Origin of the sequence: Bacillus sp. 37MA, assembly GCF_000372765.1 — a bacterium.
GTDB classification, from domain to species: domain Bacteria; phylum Bacillota; class Bacilli; order Bacillales; family Domibacillaceae; genus Domibacillus; species Domibacillus aminovorans.
Genome location: NZ_KB889752.1, coordinates 2,548,255 through 2,560,824, shown reverse-complemented (window position 1 = coordinate 2,560,824; position 12,570 = coordinate 2,548,255). Strand labels below are relative to the sequence as shown.

The following is a 12,570-nucleotide window of genomic DNA, read 5'->3' as shown; positions in this document are numbered from 1 at the left end:
TATGAATGAACAAATTCAGCAGTGGATTGATATGGTGCAAGATAAATTTGGTCTAGGGTCCTTTACCCGTTATACAACGACGACAGCGTATGAGAAAAATGATCTAAACGAGACAGATTACACGCTTACGATGGAATGGCTGCCGCCCGGTTTTGAAGATCGGATGGAAGAAGACTTAAATCCGGAAGGCACTGCGGTAATTGAGATCGATGTGAAAACAGGCCGGCTCAAAACAGCGATTTTCTCCGGCGGAAAAGCGCCGCAGCGGGGCCTTTCTTTTTTAACCGGTGACAAGGATGAAATTGTCCGCTGGATTGAGCAGGAAATGGGATGGACGTACGGCGAACAGTTTATTGATACTGAATCGACACACACCTTTTCATTTCGAACAGCGTATAAAGGGACGCCCCTTTCTCCAGAAGGCTCGATTCATGTGTCGCTTGATGACGAGAAAAAACTCACATTTTACTCTGTACAAGGCAGTGTGCCAAGACAGGTACAGGAAGAAGAATTCACATTGACACTTGGAAATGTAGAAACAATCGCCTTTACCCGTTTGATCTTCTGTGAGGTACCATCAAAAGACGAAGAAAAATGGCTGCCGGTGTACATCATCGATGAGCAGTTTATTTCAAACACGACCGGCGAACCGATGGAGGATGAGAAGGAAGCGTTCGAATGGAAAACGAAAAAGAACATGGAAGTAAAACGAAAACTTATTCAATTCGCGCCCGCACCGATTGACGAAGAGACCATTTTTCACTTTCCGCCTCATCCGGACACAAAACCGATCACGAAAAAAGGACGCAGCAAAGTGATCGAGAACAGCGTGCGCTTTCTTCAAAGCTATTCGCCAAAAGAAAGCGGACAGTGGGTAATGACGGATATGAAGAGGAAAAACGGAATGATCGAAGTGGGACTGATGAACAAAACGGATATAACCGTTATTCCGCGGACGTGGAAGCTCTTTTTCAATAAAGATTCATATGACGTTATCCACTATCAGGATAACAATTGGATGCATGATCAGTTTGGGGAGTATGAAAAAGCAGAAAAAGCATCGATTTCGAAAGAAGAAGCGTTTAAAAAAATCAAGCCTTATTTACAAATGAAACCGGTGTATGTATACGATGGTGAAACGTATCGATTATGCGGACAAATGGATTGTCGGTCGGCCATTCATGCGGCAAACGGAGAGGTTATTCACTTCGATTGATGGATGAAAGGTATGTTACGTGATCACAGAACATCCATCCTGAAATCGATCCGAACCATTGGAATGATACAAGCGGTACAGCATAGGTAAAGAAAGGACTTCCGGATATTTTAGAACGAAAAGGGTATCTTATGCATAGTTTGATTGCTTCAGCAGCATTGAAGACGATCATGTTGCAGAAGGATAGCTGCCGAAATAAGAAGGATGATCTTGCATAATAGATTAAAAAAAGCGCTTGTTTTTTCAAAATAGCCCGTCTATAGTGAATAGGTAAAAACAACTGTAAAGACAGGAGTAAACAAGATGGCAGAAAAGATTATTTCACAGAAGAAGCTGCTCGGTGTGGCGGGTCTTGGCTGGATGTTTGATGCGATGGATGTCGGGATGCTGTCGTTTGTCATCGCAGCATTGAAAGCAGACTGGGATTTAACACCGCAGCAGATGGGCTGGATCGGCAGTGTGAATTCGATCGGAATGGCAGTCGGTGCGCTTGTGTTCGGGGTATTCGCGGACCGCGTCGGCCGGAAAAATATATTCATCATTACTTTGCTCATGTTTTCACTTGCGAGCGGCCTATCTGCCCTTACGACGACGCTTGCTGCTTTTTTAATTTTACGTTTTTTCGTCGGAATGGGGCTTGGAGGCGAGCTGCCGGTGGCGTCAACGCTCGTATCGGAAAGTGTGCCAGCGAAAGATCGCGGGAGAGTCGTTGTCTTGCTTGAAAGTTTCTGGGCATTCGGATGGCTGCTAGCAGCGGTCATTTCCTATTTCGTCATTCCGTCATACGGATGGCAGGCAGCGCTTGTCATCGGGGCTGTGCCGGCCGTTTATGCGTTGTATTTGCGATTAAAGCTGCCGGATTCGCCAGCATTTTCACCGTCTAAAGCAGAAAAACGGACCATTGGACAAAATATGAGCGACGTCTGGTCGAAAAAGTATTCGCGTTCGACGCTCGTCCTATGGGTCGTCTGGTTTACGGTTGTGTTTTCCTATTATGGCATGTTTCTCTGGCTGCCAAGTGTCATGGTTATAAAAGGGTTTAGCATGATTCAAAGCTTTGAATATGTGCTCATCATGACATTGGCGCAGCTGCCAGGTTATTTTAGCGCTGCCTGGCTTATTGAACGGGCCGGACGGAAGTTTGTTTTAGTGACGTATTTGCTCGGAACAGCCGCTTCAGCACTCGTGTTTGGAAATGCGGAGTCGACGTCGATTTTGATAGTGTCAGGGATGTTATTATCATTCTTTAATCTTGGTGCATGGGGTGCGCTATATGCGTACACGCCGGAGCAATATCCGGCGGTCATTCGCGGGACAGGCACAGGAATGGCTGCAGCAGTCGGCCGAATCGGTGGAATTTTAGGTCCGCTTCTCGTTGGATCGCTCGTTGCGTCCGGCCAGTCGATCGGCTTTATTTTTGGTTTGTTTTGCGCCAGTATCGTCATCGGCGTCATCGTACTAGCAGCACTCGGCCGGGAAACAAAACAAGTGGAACTGGAGTAGTGTGTGCGGAAACGGAGTAAATCAACAAACACTTCGCTGGCGGCGAGGTGTTTATTGATTTAGATGGAACGTTGTCGGGAAAAGAAGTACAATGATGGTGAGAAAAAGTAGAAAGAAGGCGGCGATATGTTTACGATTATTGGAATTACTGTTTTACTCATCGTACTTACTGTAACAATAATGAACCGGACAAAAAGCGGGTAAGTTCAATAGGGACTTGCCTGTTTTTTTTATGGATATAATCAACGGTGTTATATTTCACGCTTTAATCGAACTGTAATGTGATTTAATCCACCTGTTATACGCATGTAATCGGGAGCAGTTATACTTGCCTCAAGAGAATGCGAAAGGGGCATATGCTGAAATGGAATTCTTTCTAATAATGTTTATTACATTCATCCTTGCGATAGCGATTGCCAGCGGCGGACTTCATCTATTATTTAAACAAATAAATAATTACTTAAATCAACAGCGATAATCAAAACCGCCAGAATGCGACAATCTGGCGGTTTTTTTTCATGCAAGAAAAGCGAAATAAAATGTCGCGAAGAAAGCGAGTACAAAAATAATGACGAAAGCGACACGCTGCTGCTTTTTTGCTTTTTTCATCAGCACATCTTCAAATGTCATAAAAATAGCGATGACAGCGATTAAAAGCGCAAACCGGCTCCAGCCGTCAGGATACGCCATGATGCCATAGACAAGCGCGAAAATAATGAGTACAATCCGGTAGATAAGCCGGAATTTCGATGAAGTCAAACGATCACGTCCTTTTTTTTATCGTAGCGGATTTTGATGGAATTGTACATGTTAAAGAGAATACAACCGATCTATACGAGAAAAGAGGTCCATGATAAAATAAGAAAAAATGGCTGTTAGAATGAGGGGTTAATGGTGGAAAACGCAAAAAAAATACTTCATCCGCAAGTTGCACTGACAAAAAATATAGAGATGAACCGAGGGGCTCATATTTTATATGCGTACTCAAATTATGAGAAATATATTCAAAATGCCGTTTCCTTTCTTTCGACAGGCCTTAACCTTAAACATGGCATGGTGTTAATTGAAAGCCGTGTCGTGTATGAAACTATACTTGTGCATCTAGCGGCAAAAGGATTTAGCCAGACGCAGCTTGATACCATTATTTTTACGGACAATGATGAATTTTACAGAACTCACCGAACATTTGATATGTCCACGATTCTGCTTGCACTGGGGGATTTACTGAAACTATATACGGATCAGGATTTACCGATAAGAATATGGTCAAAAGTAAGATGGAAAGAAAATATATGCTGTGTGCTCGAAGAATTATCAGCCTATGAAATCGAAGCTGATAAAGTACTTGAACAGATCCGGGCTTTTACGATTTGTGTATATAACGGGCAGGAACTGCCGACGAGTGCATATATGGAAATGATGAAAAGCCATTCGTATGTCATGACGGATACAGAGCTGATCCCCTCTTTGTATTACAGAAATCTTGTCCATGCAGTACCACCGTCCTTGTGGATGGAAGAACAGCTGGAGGAAAAAATTCACCATTTAAATGAAGAGTTTCAACTGGTCAATTCCTCTTATAAAAATTTAATTAAAGAAATGCCCGATGCGATGTTTATTATATCGGATTTTCAGATTGTTGATAGCAACCGAGCGGCTTCTCAGTTGTTTGAATGTGAAAAAGATCAATTTCAAGGTGAATCGATTTTCAATCTCTTTCACCCGGCGTATCATGAGCTTATTCGAAGCCGGTTAAATCGTGTGAAAAATGGTGAGAAACTGTCAGTTACAGAAATGAAAGCGAAAACATATAAAAACAATCTCATCGATTTGGAGACGATTAGCTTTCCTTTCACATATAGCGCTTCGAATACAAATATGAATATGGCGATTGTCCATTTACGCAATATTCAAGAACGGAAAGAGCTTCAAAAACTCGCTATAAAATCGGGAAAGTTAGGTATTGCCGGGCAGCTTGCTGCGAGCATCGCCCATGAAATACGTAACCCGCTTACTTCTATTAAAGGATTTATAAAACTCGCTAAAGAAGGCTCGTTGGATAGTGAACATTACAGCATTATTGAAGAGGAAATTGACCGGATTGAAACGATTGCCAGTGAACTATTAGTACTTGGAAAACCACTTTCTCTAGAAATTCAAACGTGCAACGTAGGTAAAATGCTGAGCGACGTCTGTATACTCCTTCAGTCACAAGCCGTCATGAAACGTATTGAAATAAAATGTGATGTAGAGGAAAATTGTCTAGTTCGCTGCAATGACGGACAAATGAAGCAAATCTTTATTAATTTTATTAAAAATGCGATTGAGGCGATGAATGACGGCGGCGTGATCCATACGTCGGTGAGTGCACAAAACGGACTGATTGTTATTGTGATTCAAGATGAAGGGAAAGGGATTCCAGACAGCATTATGGAGAAAATTGGCGAGCCGTTTTATTCGACGAAAGATAGCGGTACGGGTCTCGGATTGATGGTATGTTTCAATATTGTGGAGCAGTACGAAGGGAAAATCCAAGTGCGTTCGCAAATCGATAAAGGTACGACGTTTACCATCAGTTTTCCAGCAGTGAGAGAATAAATGATCAAAGTCTGGACATCATGCTAAAGAATCCAAATGAGATGGAGGATGAAGCATGAAAAAAGAATGGTTTATCTTTATTGGTTTATTGTCTATTGTCATAATGAGCGGCTGTCAATCGCTTCCGGTCGGGAGCATAACGAAGCCAGCGGTGAGCGCTCAAGTGATGAATTCAGACGGTGAAATCATTGGCCAAGCGGTTTTTTCTGAAATAAAAGAAGGGGTGGAGATTCATGTGACAGCTGAAAAGTTGGAACCGGGGACGAAAGCCATTCATATTCATGAAACCGGTAAATGTGACCCGCCTGATTTTAAAACAGCGGGCGCCCACTTTAATCCAGCAGGCAAGGAACATGGTTTTCATAACCCGAAAGGCTTTCACGCAGGCGATTTGCCGAATATAAAGGTAACGGAATCCGGGAAAGTCGACGTGAAGATTGTGGCACCGGGTGTTAAGCTTGGGACTGATTCATTGCTTGATGCAGATGGGAGCGCGCTCATTATTCACGAAAAAGCCGATGACTACAAAACAGATCCAGCAGGAAACTCAGGAAACCGAATTGCCTGCGCAGCCATTCAAGAAGCTTGAAGAGATATTCTCTCTTCAAGCTTCTTTCACTCTAATTTCACCTGCGTGTAGTATAAAATAGAGAGTGAAAGGAAGTGGATCAGGGTGAATATTTTGCTTGCGGAAGATGATGTGCAGCTAGGCGAATTGATCTGTTTCATGTTGAAAAAGAAAGGCGGATATAAAGTTGATTGGGTAAAAGAAGGGGAAGATGCGTATGATTATGCGCGTGCGGCGCATTATGATGTGCTCATTTTGGACTGGATGATGCCGAATGGCAACGGGGTCGATGTGTGCCGCGATTTGCGCCGTGATGGGTATTCAAGTGCGATTTTAATGCTGACAGCGAAAGATGCGGTGGAAGACCGGATTGCAGGACTCGATTCAGGAGCGGACGATTATCTCGTCAAGCCGTTTGAAATTGATGAATTGCTCGCTCGAATCCGTGCCTTGACGCGCCGGAATTATGCACCGATCATTGAAGAAACGGTGTCGATTCAAGGAATTGAACTGAATCGGAACAGCCAGACGATACATAAAAGTGATGATTCCATTCAGTTAAGTCCGCGTGAATTTCAGCTCCTTGATTTGCTCGTGCAAAATAAAGGGCAAGTGCTGACGCGTGACGTTATGTTGGACCGTATTTGGGGATATGACACGGATGTGACGACCAAAACGATTGATGCGACCGTGAAGCTTTTGCGTAAAAAACTGGATATGTTAGGGTCACAGGACATCATTCAAAGCATAAGAGGGGTCGGTTATAAAGTTGAAGAATTCGTTCTTTAAACGCAGCGATCAAGATTTATTTAAAGGCACACAAACGAAATTAACGATGAAGTACAGCGGCTTGTTTCTCCTGTTTCTCCTGTTATTTATCGTTGTCGTTTACACACTTCTTTACGTGGTGATTTTACGTGATCAGCATCGTGAATTAGAAGGTTTGACCCGTCAGGAAACACGGATTATTAGCGATTATTTAGCCGAAAGTGCCCGCAATGAATTACGGGGGCTTAGCAGCCAGGAGCTCGTACTCGCCGGTGTGGACCAGTTTTTTTACTACGTAGTTGATTCGAATGGGAATCTTGTCATGGGCAGTGAAACGATGCCGCACATGAGGGAAGAACTTCTCGCCCTCGTCGCAGGATGGGTGCCACAGAGGAATCAAATTCGCGAAGAAACGCTGGAAGTAACGTTTCGGGAACGTAAGCTTGGTGGTGAACAGATTGATAACCCGCCTGCTTCCGTTAATGTCCGGCTCATGATTGACGGCAGCCCGCTTTTTTATAACGATCAGTTTATTGGCATGATTTATATCGGAAAAGACATTTCATTTGCGTATCAGTTGTTTGACTGGCTTTTGATTGTGCTCATCGGTCTAGCTATTTTATTCGCCGGTGTGGCGATATTGATGAGCTACATGATGTCGAAAAAAGCAATGGAGCCGATTTCAACGGCTTTTAACCGGCAGAAAGAGTTTGTCGGTGATGCATCGCATGAATTGCGTACGCCTCTTAGCGTCATGCTGTCATCGATTGATGCGTTGGAAATGACCGACGGTGTCGAAGAAGATCCATTTGCTAGGAAGCTATTAAAAAACATGAAGTCGGAAGTGAAGCGGATGACCGGTCTGGTGAGTGATTTGCTCATGCTGGCACGGGCGGATTCCGGTGTAGTTAAACAGTCTCATGAATTGATTGATTTACATGTTGAGGCGAGAAATGTGATTGAATCATTGACGCCTCATGCCGAAGCAAATCGCATTGTGTTTCATTTACATGCACCGGATGAAATCAATGTGATCGGCGACAGAGAGAGAATCAAGCAGCTTTTGTATATATTACTTGATAATGCGGTGAAATATTCACCAGACGGAGGCAATGTGGCGCTGACATTGTCGAAAGAAGAGCGAGAGTGGAGGATATCCGTAAAAGATGAAGGCATTGGCATTCATCCTGATGAGCAGGTCCGTATCTTTGACCGCTTTTACCGCTCTGATAAATCAAGAACACGAGCACTTGGCGGCCATGGGCTCGGCTTATCGATTGCGAAGTGGATTGTTGATATTCACAAGGGAACGATCAGCGTCGAAAGTGAACTGAATAAAGGAAGCACCTTTACGGTGAACATTCCACTAGATCAAGTGGTCTCAAAAGCGAGGAAGTAATGGGCTTTTGAGACCACTTTTTGTTATGGCGGGATGATCTTAAGATTAGGCGTTTTCCTGCCGTTGCAGCAGGGAATTCCGTCGTAAACAAAATTTTTAAATCGTGTTCTCCTTTCACCGTGTTTTCATTTTTCTTTTTTACAATGAAGTCAGATCAAATGAGTCGAATAAAAGGAGCCGGTAATGATGGAAACGGAAGAACGATATACAGTACCAGAGAAAAAAGAAAAAGGATTTATGAAAATGGCAGCGGCTTCGCTGACAGGTGTTCTGGCGGGGGGGACGATGATGTTTTATTTATCGCCAGTTCTAATGGATACAACAACGAATCAAGCAGCAAGCGATTCTACAAGCAGCATTACCGTTCAGCCAACATCGACAGCGGCATCATCCACTGACCTCGTTAGTGCGATTGATGCGATTGATGAAGCGGTCGTCGGGGTTGTCAATTTGCAGGCACAGGAACAGATGAATATGTTCGGGGGGCCTGCCGTGGAAACATCGAATGGGGAAACAGAAGAAACGGAAAGCGGCACAGGTTCTGGGGTGATTTTTAAAAAGGGAGAAAAGACGAGCTATATCGTAACGAATAATCATGTGATTGAAGGAGCGGATACAGTAGAAGTGGCGCTTGCAAGCGGTGAGCGTGTTGACGCAAAAGTCATTGGAGCGGACCCCTTAACGGATTTGGCGGTTCTTGAAATTTCCAGCTCTTACGTAACGGAAGTCGCCAATTTTGGGGATTCAAGTGCGTTGAAATTGGGCGAACAAGTTGCAGCGATCGGCAATCCGCTCGGTCTTGACTTATCAAGCACGGTGACAGAAGGCATTGTGAGCGGGATCGATCGGACGGTGCCGGTGACGACATCAGCTGGTGAATGGGAACTAAACGTGATTCAAACGGATGCCGCGATCAACCCAGGGAACAGCGGTGGCGCGCTGATGAATAGCGCGGGCCAGGTGATCGGCATTAACAGCTTAAAAATTGCCGAATCGGGTGTAGAAGGACTCGGGTTTGCCATTCCATCTGAAGACGCGATTCCGGTCATTGAAGAATTGATGGATAAGGGCGAAGTACAGCGTGCGTATCTCGGTGTCGGTCTTGAAGATGTGAATGCTTTGTCCAGAAACGTTTTACAGCAACAGTTGAGCCTGCCTGCAACCGTGACGGAAGGAACAGTGATTACGCAAGTAGAAACAGGATCGGCGGCTGATACAGCTGGGTTTAAAGCGGGCGATGTGATCGTTTCGGTGAACGATGTGGCTGTGAGTGGAACGGCTGATTTCCGCAAATATTTATATAATGAAGCGTCGATTGGCGACAAAGTGACGATTAAGATTTACCGTAACGGCGTATCGCAAAAAATATCCTTAACATTACGTGCACAAATGAAGTAATTTTCACCTTAATTTCACCAAATATGGTTAAAATAGGTATTGCAACATCCCAATATACATGTAGGAGGAAAACGAATGAAGAAAAACAAATTGGTCAATTACGTCATGACAGGTGCCTTGTCACTTGGAGTATTAGGTGCCGCCGGTTTGCCGGCACTAGCCGCAAGTGATACGACAGCAGGCAGCGCGACACAGGAAAAAGTGGAAACCATCATGGACACACTTCGCACAAAACTCACTGATCTCGGTGTGGATTTGCCGGAGAAGGGCGCAAAGGGTAATCTGTTTGCCGGTTTAGATGACGAAACGAAAGCAAAAGCCGAAGCGATTATGGAACAGAAAAAAGCAGGCACGATCACAGAGGATGAAGCGAAAACACAGCTGAAGGCACTTGGCGTAACGTTTTCGGAACGTGGAGAGAAAGGTGATCCGTTCGCAAATTTAGATGATGAAACAAAAGCGAAGGCGGGAGCGATTATGGAAAAACAACGCGCCGGTACAATTACTCACGATGAAGCCGAAGAACAGCTGGCAGCGCTAGGCGTTGAACGTCCTGAACGCGGCGGCCACGGCGATCCATTCGCAAATTTAGATGATGAAACGAAAGCAAAAGCGGAAGCGATTATGGAAAAACAGCGTGCCGGTACAATTACTCACGATGAAGCCGAAGAACAGCTGGCAGCGCTAGGCGTTGAACGTCCTGAACGCGGCGGCCACGGCGATCCATTCGCAAATTTAGATGATGAAACGAAAGCAAAAGCCGAAGCGATTATGGAAAAACAGCGTGCCGGTACCATCACGCATGATGAAGCCGAAGAACAGCTGGCGGCGTTAGGCGTTGAACGTCCTGAACGCGGCGGCAAAGGAGGTCAAGAAACTATGTTAGAAGGATTAGATGACAAAACGAAAGCCGAAGCGGAAGCATTGCTGAAAGAAGCAAAAGAAGATCTTTCTGAACTCGGTGTTGACAAAGTTCCCTTTCATTAATAAAGAAAAAAAAGTCCCGGCTGACGGGGCTTTTTTTTCGTTTCGGTGAAGTGATTGTTAACAATCGCTATCTTAAAGCCAGATTGATAGAAAATACAATACTTTAATGAAATGTAAAAACTATTTCCTAAAGATGGTTAGACGAACTATACCATGAACTCAAGCATTCATACTATGAAGTATACCAATTAAATGAGTTGGTTGTTTCAAAAAAATAAAATTAAAGAAGGGAAAGATTGGATTGAGTGAAAAGCATTGGAAGTGTAGTCACTGCAAGCATGACAACGACAAGCATCGCAAAAACTGCGAACGCTGCAACAGTCATCATCACTGTAAGCATGATGACAAAAAGGGAAAGGAGGATAAAAAACGGGAGGATAAAAAACGGAAGGATCAAGATGATTTAAAAGTATTTCGTTATGACGAGCCACGTAATATGCCTCAGGACCGTCCTTTAAAAACAGTTCGTTTCGATGAGGAAGATGTACTAGCTAAAATTAAGTTTTGTCCGAAAAAAGACAAATGTGATCATCATAAAGACAAATGTGAGGATGCTGTAGTGTGGTTAGCCGCTACAGTGGGATGGAGAGGAATAGATCCACCTCCTACAAATGGTCTAATCATAGAATTCAAAATTAGAAAAGGCTCTCCAAATGGAGAAGTAATTTTTGCTACAAGACAGGGCGTAGGGGAAGATGCTCTCGAACTAGCTGCGCAAACAACAACGTTTATCCATGTAGATCATTTGTGTAAAAACAAATTTACTGATTGTCCCGACGACCACGATGACGAACTAAAATATTTCTTAACAGCAGAAGTGATTGCAGATAATGCAAATGATAGAGCTGAAATTGTTGGTCCTGTTGTATTTACAGCTACTAAAATTGGCTGATATTAATTAAAACGAATAGATGAAACAGGCTCAATTCCTTTAATCTTAAGGGATTGAGCTTTTTTGTTTCAACAAGCATTCAAATCCCGTAAAGCAACGATCATTGTCTTTTTGAAATTCACGGAACAGGAGGGTGATCTGCTCGTTGGACCGTTTTTTATAGATAAAAAGGTCGGCTTGTCCCCCTAACAGCTAACCAATTCTGGCGTTTATCAAATGTAAGGTAAACGGTCAGAAAAACGAATGAATGGTCAAAAAAGCAGCTCGCCCTTTTCAGGAAGCTGCTTTTAGTTTGGAATCAACGGAATAAGGTGTTTTGCCCGTGAGTACGAGGTGGATTGAAACGGCCAGTAACATAAGATCAAGTTCGTATCCACCGTTTAAGAATCCGGCAGATAGTTTGACGGTGAAGATGGCGCCGAGTAAAATAATAGCGAATAGGACGGCGATGATTTGAGTACCGAGACCAATCATCATCGCGATGCCGCCGATCAGTTCAATGCCGCCAACGATATACGCCATGAATCCTGGGATACCAACGCTGTCAAAAAATCCGACGGTGTTGCCGATGCCGCCTTGGAATTTAACGAGTCCATGGATAAAGAAGATAAGGCCGAGAATAACACGTAAAATGACTGTGCCAATTTGCATGATCATGCTCCTTTCTTATTTACACTACATAATATAGTGGATTAACACTACAACTTGTAGTATATATGAAATTTATTGAAATGTTTGTTAAGATTTTGTTTCAAAAATGTTAAATAATCGATTCTTGACGTGGAATCGATCTCACACTACAATGAGTAATGTGAGGTGGCCATCGAATGAAAATACAAAAGTTTAAAATGAACGAAAGCGGCTTGAATCGTTTTTTCGGTCCCCTTGAAGCGAAAATAATGGATATTCTCTGGAGCGGCGAGGAGCGGACCATTAAAGATGTGCAGCTTGAGCTGGAAAAAGAGAAAACGACGAATTTCAATACGGTCATGACCGTGATGAACCGGCTCGTGGAAAAAGGCCTTTTACAGAAGCGGGCGGAAGGCAGAACGTCGATGTTCAAGACGGTGCTAACGAGAGAAGAGTTCGTCAATACGCAGTCGAAAGAAATGACGCATGAACTGATGGACGAATTTGGAAGCGTTGTCGTCAGCCATATGATTGACGCGCTCGATGATGCGGATGATGATCTGGTCGCCCAGCTTGAGCAAAAAATAAAAGAATTGAAGAAGGAACGATAA

General features: G+C 43.7%; 13 protein-coding genes. 11 read left to right on the top strand and 2 right to left on the bottom strand.

Annotated elements, in window-relative coordinates; all coding sequences use genetic code 11:
• Nucleotide 1 precedes the first annotated feature (1 nt).
• The 3 genes from A3M5_RS0114270 (at nt 2) to A3M5_RS25470 (ending at nt 3,197) form a co-directional block, all read left to right on the top strand.
• Nucleotides 2–1,216, top strand: a complete 1,215-nt coding sequence (locus A3M5_RS0114270) for a hypothetical protein (RefSeq protein WP_018394453.1) — start codon at nt 2–4, stop codon at nt 1,214–1,216.
• A gap of 303 nt (nt 1,217–1,519) precedes the next feature.
• Nucleotides 1,520–2,719, top strand: a complete 1,200-nt coding sequence (locus tag A3M5_RS0114265; protein ID WP_018394452.1) for an MFS transporter — start codon at nt 1,520–1,522, stop codon at nt 2,717–2,719.
• 328 nt (nt 2,720–3,047) lie between these two features.
• On the top strand, nt 3,048–3,197 hold the full coding sequence (locus tag A3M5_RS25470; RefSeq protein ID WP_018394451.1) for a hypothetical protein: 150 nt from the start codon (nt 3,048–3,050) through the stop codon (nt 3,195–3,197).
• Nucleotides 3,198–3,235: 38 nt separating this feature from the next.
• On the opposite strand, the gene A3M5_RS0114255 is transcribed toward A3M5_RS25470, so the two are convergent.
• The gene (locus A3M5_RS0114255) at nt 3,236–3,478 is read right to left on the bottom strand and encodes a hypothetical protein (protein ID WP_018394450.1); all 243 of its coding nucleotides are present in this window, start codon (nt 3,476–3,478) and stop codon (nt 3,236–3,238) included.
• A gap of 132 nt (nt 3,479–3,610) precedes the next feature.
• On the opposite strand from A3M5_RS0114255, the gene A3M5_RS23830 reads away from it, so the two are divergent.
• From A3M5_RS23830 to A3M5_RS0114220, 7 genes are all read left to right on the top strand, one after another.
• Entirely contained in the window at nt 3,611–5,317 is a 1,707-nt protein-coding gene (locus tag A3M5_RS23830; protein ID WP_018394449.1) for an ATP-binding protein, read from the top strand.
• 55 nt (nt 5,318–5,372) lie between these two features.
• Nucleotides 5,373–5,906 carry a superoxide dismutase family protein gene (locus A3M5_RS0114245; RefSeq protein WP_018394448.1) on the top strand — a complete coding sequence of 178 codons (534 nt, stop codon included), beginning with the start codon at nt 5,373–5,375 and terminating at the stop codon, nt 5,904–5,906.
• Nucleotides 5,907–5,990: 84 nt separating this feature from the next.
• Nucleotides 5,991–6,674: a response regulator transcription factor gene (locus A3M5_RS0114240; RefSeq protein ID WP_018394447.1), complete on the top strand. Its 684-nt coding sequence runs from the start codon at nt 5,991–5,993 to the stop codon at nt 6,672–6,674.
• Nucleotides 6,655–8,052 carry a sensor histidine kinase gene (locus A3M5_RS0114235; protein ID WP_018394446.1) on the top strand — a complete coding sequence of 466 codons (1,398 nt, stop codon included), beginning with the start codon at nt 6,655–6,657 and terminating at the stop codon, nt 8,050–8,052. Before A3M5_RS0114240 ends, A3M5_RS0114235 begins: the two co-directional genes overlap by 20 nt.
• A 186-nt stretch (nt 8,053–8,238) precedes the next feature.
• The gene (locus tag A3M5_RS0114230) at nt 8,239–9,450 is read left to right on the top strand and encodes a trypsin-like peptidase domain-containing protein (RefSeq protein ID WP_018394445.1); all 1,212 of its coding nucleotides are present in this window, start codon (nt 8,239–8,241) and stop codon (nt 9,448–9,450) included.
• A gap of 75 nt (nt 9,451–9,525) precedes the next feature.
• A complete protein-coding gene (locus tag A3M5_RS0114225) occupies nt 9,526–10,437 on the top strand; it encodes a hypothetical protein (protein ID WP_018394444.1) in 912 nt (303 codons plus the stop codon).
• A 241-nt stretch (nt 10,438–10,678) separates the two neighbouring features.
• Nucleotides 10,679–11,329 carry a hypothetical protein gene (locus A3M5_RS0114220; protein WP_018394443.1) on the top strand — a complete coding sequence of 217 codons (651 nt, stop codon included), beginning with the start codon at nt 10,679–10,681 and terminating at the stop codon, nt 11,327–11,329.
• A 273-nt stretch (nt 11,330–11,602) separates the two neighbouring features.
• On the opposite strand, the gene A3M5_RS0114215 is transcribed toward A3M5_RS0114220, so the two are convergent.
• Complete coding sequence (locus A3M5_RS0114215; protein ID WP_018394442.1) at nt 11,603–11,980, bottom strand: DoxX family protein; 378 nt, start codon at nt 11,978–11,980, stop codon at nt 11,603–11,605.
• A 176-nt stretch (nt 11,981–12,156) separates the two neighbouring features.
• On the opposite strand from A3M5_RS0114215, the gene A3M5_RS0114210 reads away from it, so the two are divergent.
• Nucleotides 12,157–12,570, top strand: coding sequence for a BlaI/MecI/CopY family transcriptional regulator (locus A3M5_RS0114210; protein ID WP_018394441.1), 414 nt, complete (start codon nt 12,157–12,159; stop codon nt 12,568–12,570).